The following is an 18081-nucleotide window of genomic DNA, read 5'->3' as shown; positions in this document are numbered from 1 at the left end:
GCCCTTCCATTTGCCCGACTGCCGCGTCCAGGGCGCCAGTCCTGCCAGTGAGGCGATCTGGCGCCGGTCGAGGCTGCCGAGCTCCGGCAGCTCGGCCAGCAGCGTGCGGGCCGTTGTCGGCCCGACGCCTGGCACGGAGATCAGCAGCGATAAAGGGAAGTTACAAAGGTGGCCCGACAGGGCCGGATGAGGGGGCCACGGAGAACACGCGGTCGCCACCCAAAATCCCACCGCTGCACACCAGGCTTTGCTCCCTAAAAACGGGACCGTTCGCCAAACGCTTGCGCCGCCCACGGAAAACGGTATGCGGTACCCTCGACCAGCCGCAAATCCCATGAAATGGAGACGCCTTGACCTCACCTCTCAAAATTGCCGTCGGCGGTGCGCAGGGCCGGATGGGCCGGGCGATCGTTTCGGCGCTTTCCGGTGATCCCGCATTCCTGCATGCCGGCAGTTTTGGGCGTCAGGGCAGCAGCGGCGACGGCCTGATCGACCGGTCGGCGGCGATCGAAGCGGCCGATGTGATCCTGGATTTCTCGACGGCACCTGCTGCCGCCGAACTAGCCGAACTCTGTGCCGCAAGAAACGGGCCGGCCCTGGTGATCGGGGCGACGGGGTTCGAGCCGGAGGAGCTTGCCCGGATCCGCAAGGCGGCAGACCGCATTGCGATCGTCCGCTCGGGTAATTTCTCGATCGGCCTCAGCATGCTTCTCGGCCTCGTCGCCCAGGCGGCGGCTGCCCTGCCTGCCGAAACCTGGGACATCGAGATTCTGGAAGCCCATCACCGGCGGAAGATCGACGCGCCGTCAGGCACGGCGCTGATGCTGGGGGACGCCGCTGCAGACGGCCGTGGCGTGCCGCTTGCATCGGTCGAGCGCCGCGGCCGGGACGGCATCACCGGCGAGCGTCCGGTTGGCGAAATCGGCTTTTCGGTCGTCAGGGGCGGTGGAATCGTCGGGGAACACAGCGTTCTCTTTGCCGCTGCCGAGGAAGTGGTGACGATCTCCCATTCCGCACTTGATCGCGGCATGTTCGCGCGCGGCGCACTGGCTGCCGCCCGCTTCGCCGCCGGCCGGGCGCCGGGTGAATATGATATGCAGGACGTGCTCGGATTGCCGCGACGATCCTGAGGCTGCAGCGCCAAACAAAAAGCCCCGCGCCAAGGCGCGAGGCTTCGATCTTCAAAATGACCTTCGTCTCAGACGAACTGGCTGAGGCCCGGAACGGAAGCGACGACCTGATCGACGACTTCCTCGCCGGCATATTGCTTGGCGATGCCGATCGTTTCCTTGGCGAGCGCGGTGATTTCGCCCATGCCGAGGCCTTCGCTCATCAGCTGCTGTCCGAGGCCCATGATGCCGCCACCGCCGCCGAGCGCGCTCATCAGCCCGCCGAGCAGACCGCCGCCGCTGGCACCTTCGCCGTTGAACTGGGCCACGAGATCGGAACCGCCGGGGATCGCTTCGATCATCTTGGCAACCGGGCCGTCATCGGCCTCGCGCTGCAGAAAACCGAGCATCATGCCGAGCGCCTTTTCGGCGAGGTCGGGCGAGATGCCCACGCGGTCAGCGATCTGGGTCACAACTTCATTCATCGTCAGGCCTCCTTTTATTTGACGTTAACGTCAACGTTAATCGACTTTCTCCGGCAACTCAAGCGGCCTTTCGCAAGGCGGCACTTTGTCCAGAATTGCTTTTAATGCAAACAGTTGCCGGTATCACACTCCCTGCTTATAACAGGTACACTATAGGAGAATGAATGCGGCTGATCTTCGCATTCCAGCTCTAGCGGCGGCCTTGGCCCAAGGGAGAATTCGCAATGCTCGAAGACGGCAAGATTTTCATCGGCGCCAGCCGCAATCCTGACGATAGCATCAACAAGCCGGAATATCTCGACCTGAAATTCGGCAACCGCCACGGCCTCGTCACCGGCGCCACCGGCACCGGCAAGACCGTGACGCTGCAGGTGCTGGCCGAAGGCTTCTCGAAGGCCGGCGTTCCCGTTTTCTGCGGCGACATCAAGGGCGACCTTTCGGGGATTGCCGCCAGGGGCGAAGCGAAGGATTTTCTCACCAAGCGCGCCGAGCAGATCGGCTTCACCGATTACGAATTCGACCTCTTCCCGGTCATCTTCTGGGATCTCTTCGGCGAGAAGGGCCACCGCGTCCGCACCACGATCGCCGAGATGGGGCCGCTGCTGCTGGCACGGCTGATGGATGCTTCCGAGCCGCAGGAAGGCGTCATCAATATCGCCTTCAAGATCGCCGACAAGGCCGGGCTGCCGCTGCTCGACCTCAAGGATTTTTCGGCGCTGCTGAACTACATGGCCGAGAATGCCAGCGAGCTGTCCAACCAGTTCGGGCTGATTTCCAAGACCTCCGTCGGCTCGATCCAGCGCGCCATGCTGGTTCTGGAGCAGCAGGGTGCGGAACATTTCTTCGGCGAACCGGCGCTGAAGATTTCCGACATCATGCGCACCGACAATCGCGGCTACGGCCAGATTTCGGTACTCGCCGCCGACAAGCTGATGATGAACCCCAGGCTTTACGCCACCTTCCTGCTCTGGCTGCTCTCCGAGCTCTTCGAGGAGCTCCCTGAAGTCGGCGATCCCGACAAGCCGAAGCTGGTGTTCTTCTTCGACGAGGCACATCTGCTCTTCAACGACGCGCCGAAGGTGCTGACCGAGCGTGTCGAGCAGGTGGTCCGCCTGATCCGCTCCAAGGGCGTCGGCGTCTATTTCGTGACGCAGAACCCGCTCGACGTGCCGGAAACCGTGCTCGCCCAGCTCGGCAACCGCGTGCAGCATGCGCTGCGTGCCTATTCGCCGCGCGAGCAGAAGGCGGTGAAGACGGCGGCCGACACGTTCCGCCCCAACCCGGCCTTCGATTGCGCCACCGTGATCACCACGCTCGGCACCGGCGAGGCGCTGGTCTCGACGCTGGAGGCCAAGGGCGCGCCGTCGATCGTCGAACGCACGCTGATCCGCCCGCCCTCCGGCCGCGTCGGCCCGCTGACGGATGCCGAGCGTCAGCAGGTGATGGATCACAGCCCAGTTCTCGGCGTCTACGACGAAGACCTCGACCGCGAATCCGCCTTCGAAATCCTCGCCGCCCGCGCCAAGAAGGCGGCCGAATCCGAGGCTGCCAAGCAGGCGCAGGAGGCACAGCCGACAGAGGCCGGCACCACCTCCGGCTGGAGCCTGCCGGGCTTCGGCGGCGGCGATGACGACAACAAGCCGAGTGGCCAGGGCCGCGGACGTTCGGGATACCAGCGCGAGACGGTGGTGGAAGCTGCGATGAAGAGCGTGGCGCGGACGGTTGCGACGCAGGTCGGCCGGGCGCTGGTGCGGGGGATCTTGGGGAGTTTGAAGCGGTAAAGCTTCGGCATTGGCGGTTGGGGTTTACCCCCCCTCTGCCCTGCCGGGCATCTCCCCCTCAAGGGGGGAGATCGGCTGGGGGCGGCCACTCGCCCGGCTACATTCATTTTAGATCAGGTGAAGCGGAGAGCCCGCCACTTGTAATCTCCCCCCTTGAGGGGGAGATGTCCGGCAGGACAGAGGGGGGCGCCCACGCACTCCGCCGATAGCCCCTCACCGCTTCCGCACAAACTCCGTCCGCAGCACCAGTCCCTTGATCGCATCGTGCTTGCAGTCGATTTCCTCGGGATTTTCCGTCAGCCGGATCGAGCGGATCACCGTGCCCTGCTTCAGCGTCTGGCCGGCGCCCTTGACCTTCAGGTCCTTGATCAGCGTCACGGAATCGCCATCCTGCAGGAGGTTGCCGGCTGCGTCGCGGACCTCGGCAGCTTTTGCCGCAGCGGCGGCGAGTTCGGATGCCGGGCGCCATTCGCCTGAAGCTTCGTCATAGATATAGTCGTCATCGGCAGCCATCGGCGCGTCTCCTCAAAGGAATTTCAATATGAGACCGGCGCTTATAGCAGCAGACCCGCCGCGGCAAGACCGCGGCCGCAGCGTGCGGTTGCGCCGCAGCCCGCTCGATGCTATCCAATGGACGTTCGCTCAAAGAGAAAGGAGGGTCACGTGCAGAATTTCTATTTCCGGTATTACCGGCAGCGTGGCCCCGTCAACGCCCTGCAAATGCGTTTGCAGGGCTGACCAGAGACCGTTTCTCGCGACACCTCTTCCTGGTCTGCCCTTCGTGGCCCGCAGCACCTGTCCCATGGGATCTGTGCTGCCGATATTCCTATCCGCCGCTGCAGTGCGTTCATCGATGATGGCCGATGCCCTCGATGACTGCGTTATGCGGCAAAGACCAGAGACCGACCATGACACTGATCAATATCCGCAATCTCGGCATCGTCCTGTCGCAGCCGCTGTTTTCGAAGCTAAACCTCGTCGTCAATGCCGGCGACCGCATCGGCCTGGTGGCCGCCAACGGGCGCGGGAAATCGACGCTGTTCCGCTGCATCGCCGGTGCCCTGGAGGCGACCGAAGGCGAGATCACCAAGGCGCGCGGGCTGACCATCGGCTATGTCGAGCAGAACGTGCCGCCTGCCCTCTTCGGCCACAGCTTCTACGACGCCGTGCTCGATGCTCTCCCGGCCGAACAGGCGGAGGCCGAAAGCTGGCGTGTCGATGTGGTGCTTGAATCGCTCGAAGTGCCGGAGGAATTCCGGCAGCGGCCACTCAATGCGCTCAGCGGCGGCTGGCAGCGGCTGGCGATGCTGGCGCGCGTCTGGGTGACGGAACCTGATGTGCTGATGCTGGACGAGCCGACCAACCATCTCGATCTCGGCAAGATCGCGCTGATGGAAAACTGGCTGAACGCCCTGCCCCGCGACGTGCCCGTCATTCTGGCGAGCCACGACCGCGCCTTTCTGGACGCCGTCGCCAACCGCACGCTGTTTCTGCGGCCGGCGAATTCGCAGCTCTTCTCGCTCCCCTATTCGCAGGCGCGCGCCGCACTCGACGAGGCGGATGCCGCCGATGCGAAGCGCTACGAGCGCGACATGAAGACAGCCGAGCAGCTGCGCAAGCAGGCAGCCAAGCTCAACAATATCGGCATCAACTCCGGCAGCGACCTGCTGGTCGTCAAGACCAAGCAATTGAAGCAGCGGGCCGACAAGCTGGAGGATGCGGCAAAGCCTGCGAATCTAGAGCGCTCGGCCGGCGCCATCAAGCTCGGCAATCGCGGCACCCATGCCAAGGTGCTCGTTACCCTGGATGATGCCGAGGTGCGCACGCCTGACGGCACCGTGCTGTTCAGGACCGGAAAGCAATTCATCTGCCAGGGCGACAGGATCGTGCTGCTTGGCGAAAACGGGGCCGGAAAATCACGGTTCATCGCCATGCTGCGCAGGGCGATCGGCAATCCGGATGCCACTCTTGACGGCATCAAGGCAACGCCTTCGCTGGTCTTGGGCTATGCCGATCAGGCGCTCGCCGATCTCCGGGATGCCGATACGCCGATGGAGACGATCATCCGCCGCTTCGATATCGGCGACCAGCGGGCGCGGGCGCTGCTCGCCGGTGCCGGGATGACGATCGACATGCAGGCAAAGCCGGTCGGCCGCCTTTCCGGCGGCCAGAAGGCGCGGCTCGGCATGCTGGTGCTGAGGCTGACCGAGCCGAACTTCTACCTCTTGGACGAGCCGACCAACCATCTGGATATCGACGGCCAGGAAGCGCTGGAGACAGAGCTGATGGCGCATCAGGCAAGCTGCCTGCTGGTATCCCACGACCGCAGCTTCGTGCGCGCCACCGGCAACCGCTTCTGGCAGATCGAGCGGAAGCGGCTGGTCGAGGTGGAGAGCCCCGAAGGGTTCTTTGCCGCTGCCGCGGAAGGCAGAGGCTAAGATATAGCGCAGCCGCGGCGTATGGATGCCGCGGCTGCGCGAAAATGCTACGGCAGCGCTTTGGCGCCCGGGCCGAAATACGGCTGGCGTTCCGTTTCGCTTGCCCGGAGCGAATGGCGCAGGCGCAGCAGATCCTTGCGGGCGATGAGGCCGACGAGCTGGCCGCTCTCGGGATCGACGATCGGGATGCGGCCGGCATCGGTTGCCAGCATCAGATCGGCGACATAGCCGGCCGTGTCATCGGGGTGAGCGAGCGGCACGGAACCGTCGGAGACCAGATCGGCGAGCGGCTGGCTGCGCTCAACGTGTTCCTGCTGCCAGCGCAGAGCGTCACCGCGCGACATCAGACCCTTGAGGATGCCGAGGTCATCGACGACAGGATAGACGCGGTGCGTCTTCGGCTGCGTGGTGAAGAGGTCGATCGCCTCTCCCGCGGTCATATCAGCCCTCAGGCTATCGACCCTGGAGATCATGATGTCGCGGGCGCGGGCGAATTCGAAGGGGTCGATGCCATATTCACGGGTGATATGCTGGCCGCGGCGGGCGATCTTTTCGGTCAGGATCGAGCGGCGCAGCAGAAGAACGGTCACCGCATAGGCCGCTACCGTCGCCGCCAGCAGCGGCAGCAGCGCCTGGACATCCCCCGTTAGCTCGACGGCGAAGAAGGTGCCGGTCAGCGGCGCGCGCATCGTGCCGCCCATCATCGCCGCCATGCCGAGCAGCGCCCAGAAGCCAGGATCGCCGGGGAGAACAAGCCCGACAAGCCAGCCGAGCGCACCGCCGAAAATCAACAGCGGCGCCAGCACGCCGCCCGATGTGCCTGACGATAGCGCCACGAGCCAGATGGCCGCCTTGACCAGCAGGACGGTAAGCACCGCCTGCGGCAGCAGGCTGCTGTTCAGGAGGCCATCGATGATGTCGTAGCCGACGCCGAGGACGCGCGGTTCGATCAGGCCGCCAAGACCGATGATCAGCCCGCCGAGTGCCGGGCACCACATCCAGTGGATGGGCAGCGCTTCGAAGAGATCCTCGATCTTGTAAAGCAGCGTCGTCAGGATGCCCGACTGCAGGCCGGAAAGAATGCCCATGCCGGCGCAGAGCAGGATGCCCCACCAAGGGAGATCCATGTGGAACTGCTTCGGAAACAACGGCCCTGCCTCGAACAGGAACGGGCGCCAGCAAATCGACACGCAGGCGGCGACGGCAACCGGAATAAAGCTGCGCGGCTTCCATTCGAACAGCAGCAGCTCGACGGCGAGCATGATGGCAGCAATCGGCGAACCGAAGATCGCGGTCATGCCGGCCGCGGCGCCGGCCACCAGCAGCGTTTTGCGCTCGGCCGAACTCAGGTGAAAGCATTGGGCAAACAGCGAACCGATTGCCCCGCCGGTCATGATGATCGGGCCTTCGGCGCCGAACGGGCCGCCGGTTCCGATCGAGATCGCCGAGGAAATAGGCTTCAGGATCGCCACTTTCGGCGACATCCGGCTGCCGCCGATCAGGATCGCCTCGATCGCCTCAGGGATACCGTGGCCGCGGATCTTCTCCGAGCCGAAACGGGCCATCAGGCCGATGACGAGACCGCCGAGAACCGGGATCACGACCATCCAGGCCGAGCGCGGCGCCGTTGCCAATGAAACGGCATGGATGCTGAAGCGGCCGAACCAGACGAGGTTGGTGACCAGCGAAATGAGGCTGACCAGCACCCAGGCAGCAAGGGCGCCGCCGGTGCCAACGATCAGCGCCATGCCGATCAGGGCGATGACGCGCTTGTCGGTGGTGAAGTCTCCGGCCTCGCGCCGGGAAAGGCCGCCCATGAAATCATGCGGCCGGTGGGTGTTTTGTGAGGACATAGGGGTTCCTGTTGACAGGCTGGCAATGAAGCGCGAAATATATCGTATTACGATATAAATCAAGTCATGCTTTGAGGAGCAGTCCGATGCCCAAGGAAAGCCTTTCGGAGATCGAATATGAGGCGCTTGCCAACCTGAGATACCGGATCCGCAAATTCCGCCAGTTCAGCGCCGATGCGGCCACCCGTCTCGGTCTGGCGCCGCCGGAACACCAGGCGCTTCTCGCCATCAAGGGGCTCGGAATCGATGGCGAAATGAGCGTTTCCAGTCTGGCAGAGACGCTGTTTCTGGCGCCTGCCGCAGCTACGGAGCTGACCGAAGGATTGAGAGACCGCGGCTTTCTGACGATCGCCACCAAGCCGAAGCGCCGCATCGTTGTCCGATTGACAGATCAGGCGGAAGAGCTATTGCGTCGGCTGACGCCTGCCCATCTTTATGAGATCCGGGAAATGGCGCCGGAGCTGATGCAGGCGCTGCGGGCGCTGCAGGATCACCGGCGGATGGAGATGGCGGCATGGATGCAATGATCTTGCCGGCGGCAAGCGAATGACGGCAGGGGATTGATGGCCAGGAAGCCGATAGACGATCTGACGGATGCCGATTACGAGGCGCTGTCCAACCTGCGCTATACGCTGCGCCAGTTCATGGATTTCAGCGCCTCAGCTGCCCACGAGGAAGGTTTGCCGGCACAGCAGCATCAGGCGCTGCTCGCCATCAAGGGCCACCGCGGCGAAGAGGCGATGTCGGTCGGCCTGCTTGCCGAGCGGCTGCTGATCGCGCCGCATTCGGCAACCGAACTGGTCGGCCGGCTGGTCGCCGCCGGTTATGTGTCGCGAAACGCCGACCCGAACGACAAGCGGCGCCAGACCCTGGCGCTGACCGAAAAGGCGGAATCGGCGCTAAAGCGGCTGACCGCCATCCATCTGAGCGAGATCCGCGAACTGGCCCCACGGCTGATCGCCATCCTGCACAGCCTGCAGGACGGCGTGGCGCTGCAGGACGATCCCTGGTCGGATTAGGGACTCGGGCGCATCAAGCGTCTTCACCAATCTCCTTTGCCACCTCCGATATCAGCGACCGCAGCCAGCGGTGGGCGGGGTCGTGGCGGTAGCGGACGTGCCAGGCGATCTCGACGGGGAAGGTGCCGAGATCGGCGGGAGCGGGCAGGATTTTCAGGCGGGGGTCGCGGGCGAGCCGCCGGCAGATCTGGCTGGGCAGCGTAGTGCAGTAGTCGGTCGCCGCGATCATTTCGGGCACGGCGAGGAAATGAGTGACGGAGACGGCCACCTCGCGGCGCAGGCCGCGCTGCTCCAGCGCCTGGAAAAGGCCGGCGCGCAGACGCCCCGGCGGCAGGACATTGACGTGTTTCAGCCGCTCGTATTGTTCTTTCGAGATGCTGTCGCCGATTTCGGGATGACCGGCGCGGACGACGCATGCGAGGCCATCGTCCATCAGGTGCTGCACAACGATATTGTCGGGCGGATCGGTGATGCGGCCGATCACCATCTCGGTCGATCCTGATACCGCGCCGGTTTCGGCGAGATCGCTGCCAAAGGGGATGAGGCGGAGCTTGATGCCGTCGGCGCGCGCTCGCAGGCGGGCGACGACCTCCGGCATCAGCACGAATTCGGCATAGCTGTTCGGGGCAAGCGTGAAGAGCCTGGAGGCTTCCGCCGGATCGAACTGCTGCTGGCCGAGGATCAGTTCATCGAACTGCGCCAGCGCGGTGCGCACCACCGGCGCCATCTCTTCGGCAAGCTGCGTCGGGCGCATGCCGTAGCGCTCGCGGATGAACAGCGGATCGCGCAGCGTGTCGCGCAGGCGGTTCAGCGCGTTGGACAGCGCCGGCTGGGTGATGCCCAGCCGTTCGGCGGCGCGGGTGACATTGCGTTCATCCATGAGCGCCAGGAACACCGGCATCAGATTCAGGTCATATCGCATTCAGTTATAATGCCATGTGAATATCTGGAATAGAACAAATAAATTTCCGAAATACATCGCCAGAGAGCATCATCCAGTCATCGAAACGAGGCCAGAGGCCAAGGAGATGACAATGAGCAAGGGTAAAGTTCTCGTCGTGGGTTCGAACGCAACGCGCATCGAAATCAAAGGCGGCCGCAGCGGCACAACCGGCCAGTATCTGAATGAGACCGTGATCCCGGTGATGGCAGTGATCGCTGCCGGCTACGACGTCGTGCTTGCCACCCCCAATGGCACCAAGCCGCGTATCGACGAGGTCTCCGACAAGGTGGATCACTTCGGCGGCGACGAGGCGGCATACCGCAAGGCGAAGGCCTTCTATGCCGAGGATCCGTCGATGAACGAGGTGAAGACCTTGGCAGCGGTCATCGCCGAGGGTCTGGACGGCTATGCCGGCGTCTTCGTGCCCGGCGGCCAGGCGCCTGGGGTCGATCTGATGCAGGATGCCGATCTCGGCGAAATCCTGCGTCACTTCCACGAAAAGGCCAAGCCGACCGCCCTGCTCTGCCATGGTCCGATCGCCGTCGCCTCGGCCATGCCGAATGCCCGCGAATTCCGCGCGGCATTGATTGCCGGCGCGCCTGAAAAGGCGGCAGAATGGGCCAAGGGCTGGCAATATGCCGGGTACAACATGACCGTCTTCTCCAATAGCGAAGAAAAGGTTGTCGAGGACTACATTTTGCACGCTAAGCTCTATTTCAACGTGGTTGATGCGCTGCAGATTGCCGGGGGCAACGTGACGACCGGTGACATCGATTTCGAACCGAATGTCGTTGTCGATCGCGAACTGATCACTGGCCAGAACCCGCGTTCGGACCATCCGCTTGCCGCCAAGCTGGTTGAGGCGCTGAACCGCGTAACGGCCGCCTGAAACGAAGGACGATAGCCATGCCGCATTCCGTGAAGATCATGGCAATCCTCGCCGCCCGGCCCCGCAAGGCAGGCGAACTCGAAGCGCTTCTGTCCGGCATGGCACCCGCCTGCCGGGCGGAGCCGGGCAACCTGCGCTGGGATATCTGGCGCGACCAGGCCGATGCCACGCGGTTTGTGCTCGATGAACTCTATCAGGACAATGAAGCGGTGGCCGCCCACCGCCAGACCTCACATTTCAAGGCCTATCTCGCGAAGATCAACGATCTCGCCGAACGCACCGCGCTCGTTCTCGACGCGGCCGATATCGGCTGACACCAAACACTGGAGAGGACAGATCAATGGCACTCAAGAACATCCTGCGGAGCAAGCTCGGCTTCGGCGCCGCCCCGCTCGGCAACATGTTTCGCGATATTCCGGAAGCCGAAGCGCTTTCGACCGTCGAAGCCGCCTGGAATGACGGCATTCGCTATTTCGACAATGCGCCCTTTTACGGCGCTGGTCTTGCGGAGATCCGCATGGGCGAGGCGCTGGCGGCCAAACCGCGCGATCAATATGTGATCAGCACCAAGGTCGGCCGGGTGATCCTCGACGAGATCGAGGATGTCAGCGCCCGCGATCTCGGCGAGAAGGGAGACGTGTTCAAATACGGGCGGCCGAACAAGATCGTCAACGACTACTCGGAAGATGCAACGTTGCGCTCGATCGAGGACAGCCTGAAGCGGCTGAAGACAGACCGCATCGATATCGCCTTCGTGCATGACGTCGCTCAGGATTTTTATGGCGACGAGTGGCTCGATGTGTTCGAGACCGCCCGCAAGGGCGCCTTCAGGGCGCTCGACCGCCTGCGCGACGAGGGCGTGATCAAAGCATGGGGTCTCGGAGTCAACCGCGTCGAGCCTATCGAATTGCTGCTCGGTCTGGATACGCCGCGGCCCGATGGCTTTCTGCTGGCCGGCCGCTATACGCTGCTCGACCATGACCGGGCACTGCAGCGGGTAATGCCTCTGGTCGCCGAGCGCGGTCTCGGCATCGTCGCCGGTGGCCCCTACAGCTCGGGCGCACTGGTCGGCGGGCCGAACTTCGAATATGCCCCGGCAACGCCCGCAATCCTCGACAAGGTGGCGCGGATCAAGGCGCTGGCTGACCGCCACGGCATCAGCATAAAGGCTGCGGGCCTGCAATTCTCGCTGGCACATCCGGCCGTCGCCGCCGTGATCCCGGGCGCCAGCAAGCCCGAACGCATCGCCGAGGACGGGGCAGCATTGAACGAGACGATCCCGGCGGAGTTCTGGCGTGATCTGCGCAAGGCGGGGCTGGTGAACCCCGAGGCGCCGCTGCCGCTCTAGGGAAGACAAGGCTCTCCCGCACGATCGGCCCTCCATCCTTAACTGTTGATGGGGGGCATATTTGATTGCGGTAGTCATATTTATTTCATAAAACCCTCTCCCTTGAAGAGGTACAGATGAAATGACTACCACCCTGCCCTTCCGGCTCGTGGCCTTCGCCTTTTTCCTCCTGGCATATCCGCTGTCTTTCGTTCTGCCGGCCTGGTGGAGTTGGGAAAACGCACCGCTCGAGCTCCTCGACAATCTCGTTCTCGCTATCGGCACCGTTCAGGCAATCGTACTGGCGAGCCGCAGCCAGACGCCATGGAAATGGCTCTGGCTGGCGCTCGTACCGGTCTGGATCATCTGCCTGGGACGTGAAATCAGCTGGGGTGCGGTGTTCTATCCGCCATCCGGCATGTCAGAGGACGGGCCGGAATTTTCCGGCAAGCTGCTCTGGTTCAACCCGGCCGTAAAGCCGCTCGTCATCCTGCTGGTGCTGGTGACGCTGACGGTGACGGCACGTTTCAAGCTCTGGCGATTGCTGGATCCGGTGATCAAGGCGCGGCAGTTTCCGGCGCTCGAACTGGTGATGGCCGGCCTGTCGCTGATCCTGATGACGGCCGCGGAGCGCCATATGGGTATGTCGCTCGACGCCTTTGTCGGCGTGCCCGAAGTGTTTGAGGAAACCGTCGAGCTCGCAGGCTACATGTTCCTGCTCGCCGCCCAGCAGCGCATCCTGATGGCCGCGGCGGCGGCCTTTGACACGTCCGGCCTGGCACTCGCCAGGCACTGATTTATCGAGCCAGCGACCCGATGGCCTCAAAAGGCCTTCGGCGCCGCCACGAACAGGTTCGGCTTGCCGCCGGTGATGGTGAAGAGGCTGAGCTTGCGTTCGACGCCGCCTGATACATTCAGGCGGAAGAGCCCGGTGATGCCGCGGAAGCCCGTCTTGCTGGTCAGGTTTTCGGCCGTCAGGGCCTTCGGATCCTTGGTGCGGATGATGCCCGAGGCGATTGCCACCGCATCATAGCCATAGGCCGCATTGGCCGTCAGTGGACGCCGGTAATGGCGCTGGTAGCGCTCCGATATCATCGAGGCACCTTCCGGGTCGACCATCGCGATCAGCGCACCTGATACGGCCGGGCTGGTATAGGCCTGCTGCGGCCAGCCGCTGGTGCCGACAAGTGTGATGTTGGTGAAGCCCGCAGCCTTGATCGCACCGGCAACCGTGGTGACGATAGTGGATTTGCCCAGCACGACGATGGTGTCGGCGCCCTGCATCTGCGCCTTGCTCCTGGTCACCGCATCGGCGGCCGAAGCATCCGAAAGCGCATAGCGGGCCGAACCAAGATAGGTACCGCCTGAAGCGCGCACGCCATCGGCGATGCGGGCTTCGCCGATCGCCGTCAGCTCCGTCGTGGCGAAAACGAAGACCTTCTTGTGGCCGCCGGAGACGGATGTGCGGGCGCCTTCGACGGCGCTGTCCACCTCGTCGGAGGTGAAGTTGTAGACATTGCCCGATGTTGCCGGGACCGGCGCACCGAGATTGATCAGCGGCAGGCGCTCGGCCGAAGGGATAGCTGCGACGGCAGCGGTGGTCGCCTGCGGCGCGAAGCTGACGAGAAGGGCGGAATTGCGCGCCTTGGCGGCCGAAACGGCAGCGGCAACCGATGCCGGGCCGCCAGAGACATCGACAACCTTGACGAAGACCTGCCCGTTGCCGACTTCGCCGACGCCGAGCGCCGCGCCATCGCGGATATCGCGTGCCTCGCCCTCGTAAAGGCCGGTGGAGCCCTTCGGCAGCAGCAGAGTGATCTCCGTGCCGGTTTCGCCGAAGCTTTCCTCGACGGTGCTGGAGGGCGCCTTGATATCGGTGTTCTTGACGCTGTTCGACAGACTGTCGCCATCCGCCTGGCAACCGGCCAGCAGGCCGCCGGCGATCAGCACAAGGGCGGGAACGACGCGGCTGATGGCAGCAGGCGTCTTCAACACTCTGTTGCATAAACCATGCAGGCGCGCGATCTTCGAATTCAAATGCGGCGTCACTGTTTCCCCCGAGGATGCGATGTCGCGGCCGTTTGCGGCCTTTTTAGAATGCGCTCATTTCTGCACCGTGCGGGCGCGAAAATCAAACCATTCCCCCAAACTTGGTTGACGTGAACGCTAAAGTTTTATGCGTCTTTGACCGGAATATTTATAATTGCGTTTTCCAAGCTTACACACGGCATATTTATAGCTCATCGCTACATTCTCCTCAAACAGAGAGAGAAAATCCGATGAAGCGCAGCACAAAATCAAAAATACTTGCAGCTTTTACTTTCGCATCTTTCGCATCGTTTCTTGGCACCGCACCATCGAACGCCACTGAAATCCCCACAGCGCAGATTTCACTGACGTCTTACGCGAGCGTGATCTCTTCCAATACTGCACTTTCTCTTGCGGAGACCGCAAGTATATCCGGCCTCTATAGTCTGGCGAAGACGGCGTTTGCAGGCGTTGCGGGCACCGTTCAGCGCATTGATCTTGCCGCCATTGCACGGCCGCAACAGGTTGCCTCGCCGGAGATCACGGCGTCGATCAGGCCCGACAAGCCGGCAAAGCTTACCACCTCCAACGAAGCGGTGTTCGGCTCGGTCACCATTCCCTTCAAGCGGCTGGCGGCGCTTAAGCGCTTTGCGCCGTCGCTTGCCGAAATGCAGAGCGGCGCGGCCATCACCTGCGGCGCCAAGGGCTGCACCAATGCGGCGCAGGTCATCGAGACGGCGCTCGGCCAGACCGCGCAGTCGTCGATCCGCGACAAGCTGAACAGCGTCAACGCCGCGGTCAATCACGCCATCCGCTACCGCAAGGACATCGAGACCTATCAGGTGGCCGATTACTGGGCGACGCCATCCGAGACGCTGTCGCGACAGCAGGGCGACTGCGAGGATTTCGCGATCCTGAAAATGGCGGCGCTGAAGGCCGAGGGCGTCGACATGAAGGACATGTCGATCGTCGTTCTCTTCGACCAGAAGCGCCATTTCTACCACGCCGTCCTGTCGGTCGCGGTCAACGGCAACTTCTTCATCCTCGACAACATGCGCGACCAGGTTCTGACCGACAGCCGCCTGCCCGACTACCAGCCGCTCTACTCGATCAACTCAGGCAAGGGCTATCTCCACGGCGTCAAGGCCGGCAACAAGCAGGTCGCCTCAGCAATGCCGCTCGAAAAGGTCGCTCCGGGCGAAGGTGTCCCCTACTGAGCTGGCGATTTCGAGCGGAGTACAAGAGCCGGCCGCGTGGGCCGGCTTTTTTTGTTTTTGATGCGGGCGATCTTCTTGAATGCAGCGCGCCCGGAGCCCCCTCACCCTACCCTCTCCCCCAGGGGAAAAGGGAAGTTGGCGTAGAGCTCAGGATATCCCTTCTCCCCTCGGGGAGAAGGTGCCCGAAGGGCGGATGAGGGGGCCGCAAACGCGAAGTTTCCTGATTGCACCCCGCCCCCACCCCCGTCATGATGCGCCGACACTCAATACATGCAGGCCGACATGCGCATCTTTCTCGTTCGACACGGCGAATCCCTTGGCAATATCAGCGAAGGCGCCTACCGGCAGTTCGGCGATCACAATGTTCCGCTGACGGAATGGGGCTACCGGCAGGCGCTGGCGGCCGGGCGCGGCATTGCGGCCTATCTGGCGGCGCTGCCGGATGCCGCCCCACGGGCCAGCATCTGGTATTCGCCCTATCTGCGGACGCGACAGACGATGGATGCGATCATCGAGGCGCTGCCGGAGGGCGCGGTCGGTGAGGTGCATGAGGATTATCTTCTGCGCGAGCAGGATTTCGGGTTGTTTACCGAAATCTACGACCGTGCTGAGCAGCGGCGGAAATTTCCCGAGGAGTTCGAGAAATGGGCGCGGCTGCGCAACAATAGCGGCAAGTTCTATGCGCGGCCGCCCGACGGAGAAAGCCGAGCCGATGTGGCGCAGCGCGTGCGGCTTTTCCTGCTGACGGTGATGCACGATATCGGCGGCGGCAACGATACGGCCATCATTGTCGGCCACGGCGTCACCAACCGCGCCTTCGAGATGAACTTCCTGCATCACAGCGTCGAGTGGTTCGAACGCTCCGACAATCCGGGGAATGCCGACGTGACGTTGATCGAGGGCACGCATGCGGAGGGTTACAGCGCGACGCTGCTGCACAAGGCCGACGACCGCAATCCGGCCGAAGCAACGGATATGCGCGGCGCCTACGGTTCGGCGCTGACGATCGCGCCGAAGACCGGCGGCTGAAATTTCTCAGTAGCGGGAGATATAGCCGACCAGCATCGGCTTTTCGTGGGTCGGCGCCAGCGCCAGATTGATCTGGCCTTTCATCGTCTGCGAACCCGCAGCGATGGTAAAGCCGGTATTCAGGGTCTTGCCCTTGTTCATGGCAAGCGTCGCCATGGCTTCCTCGATCTGCGTATCGATCGAAAAGCGCAGGCTCTTCGTCAATTGCGCCGCATCGCCCATTGGCAGGCGGTGGCGCAGCATCGACAGGAAGGCGTCGTTGAACAGCTGGATCTTCTTCTCGAGGGTGAGAAGGATGGTCGGCGACGGCGAGGCCTGGATCAGCGCATTCAGATTGGCCATTGAGGAGACATCCTCGACCGTATCCAGCCGCTTCAGCGCCCATTTGAAGCTGAGGACGCGCAGCAGCGAGGCGAGATTGCCGGTCTCCGGCATCTGGGCGGCCGTATGATGCACCAGATCAGCCGTCGTCATCTTGCCGGCCGACGACATGCGGCCGAGGCCATCCCAGTAGATGCGTTCCAGGCGGATACCGCGGCGCTCTCCGCCCCGGCCGGCAACGGCGCGGAACTTCGGCTCGATCTCATCGGCGCCGATGACAGGCAGCGCATCGTCGAGCGGCTCGGCGCTCGTCAGATCGGTTGCGGCAGCCTTGCTGATCAGCATTCTCAGCGCTCCGTCAGCGCTTCCGAGCGCGCCTTGTTGATCGGCTTCAGGAGATAGCTAAGCACGGTCTTGTTGCCGGTCATGATTTCGACCGAGGCGACCATGCCGGGCATGATCGGATAGGACTTGCCGTTGCGCTCCAGCTCAGACTTGTCGGTCTTGACCTGCACCAGGTAGTAGGTGTCGCCCTTTTCCTTCTCGACGAGGCTGTCTGCCGAGATGTTCTCGACAACGCCTTCGAGGCCGCCGAAGATCGAGAAATCGTAGGCGGTGACCTTTACGACGGCAGGCTGGCCGCGGCGCACGAATGCGACGTCCCGCGGCGAGATCTTGGCTTCGATCAAAAGCGTATCGGCAGTCGGAACAACGCCGGCAATGACCCGGCCCGGATCGACATAGGCGCCGATCGTATTGACCTCGAGCGTGTTGACGATGCCATCGACGGGCGAGCGGATATCGGTGCGCTTGACGCGATCGGACGCGCCGCGGATGGTTTCATCGACGACCGAGAGTTCGGCGAGCGTCGTCGCCTTTTCGGTCAGCGCCTGCTGGCGCAGCTCCAGCGCCAGATCACCGACCTGCAGCTTGGCTTCCTGAACGGCGGCTTCGAGGCGATCGATGCTTTCCTGATAAACCTTGAGCTGGCCCTGCTGATCCGTCAGGTCGCGTTCGACCTTCAGCATCTCGGTCTGAGCGACGAGCTTCTTGTCGCTCAGCGGCTTGATCAGGTTGTACTGGCGCTGGGCGCCGTCGATATTGTCGGTCAGACGGGCGATATTGGCATGCGCCTCGTTCAGCTCGTTCTCGCGCTGCTTGACCCGCTCCTGGAGAACGCCGAGCTTGTTTTCGTAGCTGGCGCGATCGGCGGCGAACAGGCTTTCCTCGTTGTCGCAGACGGGCTTGGCAACGGTCAGGATTTCGTCCGGGCAGATGAACTTGGTGTCGTAAAGACCGGCTTCCTCAAGCTTCAGGCGGGCGACCTTGGCGCCAAGCGCACGCGCCTTGGCAACGGATTCGCCGAGCGTCGAAGTGGTCGTCGTATTGTCGAGCTGCACCAGAAGGTCGCCCTTGCGCACGATCTGGCCCAGGGTGACGGCGATCTGCTGGACGACGCCGGGTTCCGACGACTGGATGATTTGGGTCTTCGAGACCGGAATGACCTTGCCCTCGCCGCGGGCGATCTCATCGATGCTGGCAAAGGCTGCCCATGCCAGGAAGCTGGCGATCAAAAGGGCGCAGAGGGCCAGGATGGCGCGGGCGAAGAGCGGCGGATTGTCGATGTGCGTGCGGCTCATGT

The 18081-nt window shown here is 63.1% G+C and carries 18 protein-coding genes and 1 pseudogene; 11 read left to right on the top strand and 8 right to left on the bottom strand.

Annotated elements, in window-relative coordinates:
* A pseudogene (locus AC1DV9_RS16235) lies at positions 1-147 on the bottom strand (transposase); the annotation flags it as partial.
* 203 nt (positions 148-350) lie between these two features.
* Here AC1DV9_RS16235 and dapB point away from each other — a divergent pair.
* Positions 351-1130, top strand: a complete 780-nt coding sequence (gene dapB / locus AC1DV9_RS16230; RefSeq protein WP_477949061.1) for a 4-hydroxy-tetrahydrodipicolinate reductase — start codon at positions 351-353, stop codon at positions 1128-1130.
* A 68-nt stretch (positions 1131-1198) separates the two neighbouring features.
* Here dapB and AC1DV9_RS16225 read toward each other — a convergent pair whose 3' ends face one another.
* The gene (locus tag AC1DV9_RS16225) at positions 1199-1594 is read right to left on the bottom strand and encodes a hypothetical protein (protein WP_112389783.1); all 396 of its coding nucleotides are present in this window, start codon (positions 1592-1594) and stop codon (positions 1199-1201) included.
* A 224-nt stretch (positions 1595-1818) separates the two neighbouring features.
* Between AC1DV9_RS16225 and AC1DV9_RS16220 the strand changes: the two genes are divergently transcribed.
* On the top strand, positions 1819-3375 hold the full coding sequence (locus AC1DV9_RS16220) for a helicase HerA-like C-terminal domain-containing protein (RefSeq protein ID WP_477949059.1): 1557 nt from the start codon (positions 1819-1821) through the stop codon (positions 3373-3375).
* Between the two features lie 213 nt (positions 3376-3588).
* Here the strand turns inward: AC1DV9_RS16220 and AC1DV9_RS16215 are convergent, their stop codons facing one another.
* On the bottom strand, positions 3589-3888 hold the full coding sequence (locus tag AC1DV9_RS16215; protein ID WP_477949057.1) for an alkylphosphonate utilization protein: 300 nt from the start codon (positions 3886-3888) through the stop codon (positions 3589-3591).
* 395 nt (positions 3889-4283) lie between these two features.
* Between AC1DV9_RS16215 and AC1DV9_RS16210 the strand changes: the two genes are divergently transcribed.
* On the top strand, positions 4284-5813 hold the full coding sequence (locus tag AC1DV9_RS16210; RefSeq protein ID WP_477949055.1) for an ABC-F family ATP-binding cassette domain-containing protein: 1530 nt from the start codon (positions 4284-4286) through the stop codon (positions 5811-5813).
* 47 nt (positions 5814-5860) lie between these two features.
* Here AC1DV9_RS16210 and AC1DV9_RS16205 read toward each other — a convergent pair whose 3' ends face one another.
* Positions 5861-7666 (bottom strand): chloride channel protein, encoded by a 1806-nt coding sequence (locus AC1DV9_RS16205; RefSeq protein ID WP_477949053.1) that lies wholly within the window; start codon positions 7664-7666, stop codon positions 5861-5863.
* Positions 7667-7752: 86 nt separating this feature from the next.
* Between AC1DV9_RS16205 and AC1DV9_RS16200 the strand changes: the two genes are divergently transcribed.
* Both AC1DV9_RS16200 and AC1DV9_RS16195 read left to right on the top strand, forming a co-directional pair.
* Complete coding sequence (locus AC1DV9_RS16200; RefSeq protein ID WP_477949052.1) at positions 7753-8193, top strand: MarR family winged helix-turn-helix transcriptional regulator; 441 nt, start codon at positions 7753-7755, stop codon at positions 8191-8193.
* Positions 8194-8229: 36 nt separating this feature from the next.
* On the top strand, positions 8230-8685 hold the full coding sequence (locus AC1DV9_RS16195; protein ID WP_477949050.1) for a MarR family winged helix-turn-helix transcriptional regulator: 456 nt from the start codon (positions 8230-8232) through the stop codon (positions 8683-8685).
* A 13-nt stretch (positions 8686-8698) separates the two neighbouring features.
* Here AC1DV9_RS16195 and AC1DV9_RS16190 read toward each other — a convergent pair whose 3' ends face one another.
* A complete protein-coding gene (locus AC1DV9_RS16190; protein ID WP_477949048.1) occupies positions 8699-9607 on the bottom strand; it encodes a LysR family transcriptional regulator in 909 nt (302 codons plus the stop codon).
* Positions 9608-9719: 112 nt separating this feature from the next.
* Between AC1DV9_RS16190 and AC1DV9_RS16185 the strand changes: the two genes are divergently transcribed.
* The 4 genes from AC1DV9_RS16185 (at position 9720) to AC1DV9_RS16170 (ending at position 12640) form a co-directional block, all read left to right on the top strand.
* Positions 9720-10517 carry a type 1 glutamine amidotransferase domain-containing protein gene (locus AC1DV9_RS16185; RefSeq protein WP_477949046.1) on the top strand — a complete coding sequence of 266 codons (798 nt, stop codon included), beginning with the start codon at positions 9720-9722 and terminating at the stop codon, positions 10515-10517.
* Positions 10518-10534: 17 nt separating this feature from the next.
* On the top strand, positions 10535-10831 hold the full coding sequence (locus AC1DV9_RS16180; protein ID WP_477949044.1) for a putative quinol monooxygenase: 297 nt from the start codon (positions 10535-10537) through the stop codon (positions 10829-10831).
* Between the two features lie 26 nt (positions 10832-10857).
* Entirely contained in the window at positions 10858-11865 is a 1008-nt protein-coding gene (locus AC1DV9_RS16175; protein WP_477949042.1) for an aldo/keto reductase, read from the top strand.
* A gap of 121 nt (positions 11866-11986) precedes the next feature.
* Positions 11987-12640 (top strand): hypothetical protein, encoded by a 654-nt coding sequence (locus AC1DV9_RS16170; protein ID WP_477943156.1) that lies wholly within the window; start codon positions 11987-11989, stop codon positions 12638-12640.
* 26 nt (positions 12641-12666) lie between these two features.
* Here the strand turns inward: AC1DV9_RS16170 and AC1DV9_RS16165 are convergent, their stop codons facing one another.
* Positions 12667-13839 carry a type 1 periplasmic-binding domain-containing protein gene (locus AC1DV9_RS16165; RefSeq protein ID WP_477949040.1) on the bottom strand — a complete coding sequence of 391 codons (1173 nt, stop codon included), beginning with the start codon at positions 13837-13839 and terminating at the stop codon, positions 12667-12669.
* 416 nt (positions 13840-14255) lie between these two features.
* On the opposite strand from AC1DV9_RS16165, the gene AC1DV9_RS16160 reads away from it, so the two are divergent.
* Both AC1DV9_RS16160 and AC1DV9_RS16155 read left to right on the top strand, forming a co-directional pair.
* The gene (locus AC1DV9_RS16160) at positions 14256-15089 is read left to right on the top strand and encodes a transglutaminase-like cysteine peptidase (RefSeq protein WP_477949038.1); all 834 of its coding nucleotides are present in this window, start codon (positions 14256-14258) and stop codon (positions 15087-15089) included.
* Positions 15090-15371: 282 nt separating this feature from the next.
* Entirely contained in the window at positions 15372-16118 is a 747-nt protein-coding gene (locus tag AC1DV9_RS16155; protein ID WP_477943153.1) for a histidine phosphatase family protein, read from the top strand.
* 6 nt (positions 16119-16124) lie between these two features.
* Here the strand turns inward: AC1DV9_RS16155 and AC1DV9_RS16150 are convergent, their stop codons facing one another.
* Together AC1DV9_RS16150 and AC1DV9_RS16145 are read right to left on the bottom strand one after the other, a co-directional pair.
* A complete protein-coding gene (locus AC1DV9_RS16150) occupies positions 16125-16784 on the bottom strand; it encodes a ribbon-helix-helix domain-containing protein (RefSeq protein WP_112386347.1) in 660 nt (219 codons plus the stop codon).
* A 2-nt stretch (positions 16785-16786) separates the two neighbouring features.
* Complete coding sequence (locus AC1DV9_RS16145; RefSeq protein ID WP_477831421.1) at positions 16787-18079, bottom strand: HlyD family type I secretion periplasmic adaptor subunit; 1293 nt, start codon at positions 18077-18079, stop codon at positions 16787-16789.
* Positions 18080-18081 lie beyond the last annotated feature (2 nt).

The organism is Rhizobium sp. 01L410 (assembly GCF_056400165.1).
The sequence above is the reverse complement of the archived record's forward strand: the minus strand, read 5'-3'. Positions and strand labels throughout refer to the sequence as shown.

Bases quoted from the DNA above. Each gene is read 5' to 3' on its own strand.
- AC1DV9_RS16205 (WP_477949053.1), bottom strand. From the start codon at position 7,666: ATGTCCTCACAAAACACCCACCGGCCGCATGATTTCATGGGCGGCCTT.
- AC1DV9_RS16175 (WP_477949042.1), top strand. From the start codon at position 10,858: ATGGCACTCAAGAACATCCTGCGGAGCAAGCTCGGCTTCGGCGCCGCC.
- AC1DV9_RS16225 (WP_112389783.1), bottom strand. From the start codon at position 1,594: ATGAATGAAGTTGTGACCCAGATCGCTGACCGCGTGGGCATCTCGCCC.
- AC1DV9_RS16170 (WP_477943156.1), top strand. From the start codon at position 11,987: ATGACTACCACCCTGCCCTTCCGGCTCGTGGCCTTCGCCTTTTTCCTC.
- AC1DV9_RS16145 (WP_477831421.1), bottom strand. From the start codon at position 18,079: ATGAGCCGCACGCACATCGACAATCCGCCGCTCTTCGCCCGCGCCATC.
- AC1DV9_RS16195 (WP_477949050.1), top strand. From the start codon at position 8,230: ATGGCCAGGAAGCCGATAGACGATCTGACGGATGCCGATTACGAGGCG.
- AC1DV9_RS16200 (WP_477949052.1), top strand. From the start codon at position 7,753: ATGCCCAAGGAAAGCCTTTCGGAGATCGAATATGAGGCGCTTGCCAAC.
- AC1DV9_RS16185 (WP_477949046.1), top strand. From the start codon at position 9,720: ATGAGCAAGGGTAAAGTTCTCGTCGTGGGTTCGAACGCAACGCGCATC.
- AC1DV9_RS16210 (WP_477949055.1), top strand. From the start codon at position 4,284: ATGACACTGATCAATATCCGCAATCTCGGCATCGTCCTGTCGCAGCCG.
- AC1DV9_RS16215 (WP_477949057.1), bottom strand. From the start codon at position 3,888: ATGGCTGCCGATGACGACTATATCTATGACGAAGCTTCAGGCGAATGG.
- AC1DV9_RS16180 (WP_477949044.1), top strand. From the start codon at position 10,535: ATGCCGCATTCCGTGAAGATCATGGCAATCCTCGCCGCCCGGCCCCGC.
- AC1DV9_RS16190 (WP_477949048.1), bottom strand. From the start codon at position 9,607: ATGCGATATGACCTGAATCTGATGCCGGTGTTCCTGGCGCTCATGGAT.
- AC1DV9_RS16220 (WP_477949059.1), top strand. From the start codon at position 1,819: ATGCTCGAAGACGGCAAGATTTTCATCGGCGCCAGCCGCAATCCTGAC.
- AC1DV9_RS16155 (WP_477943153.1), top strand. From the start codon at position 15,372: ATGCGCATCTTTCTCGTTCGACACGGCGAATCCCTTGGCAATATCAGC.
- AC1DV9_RS16150 (WP_112386347.1), bottom strand. From the start codon at position 16,784: ATGCTGATCAGCAAGGCTGCCGCAACCGATCTGACGAGCGCCGAGCCG.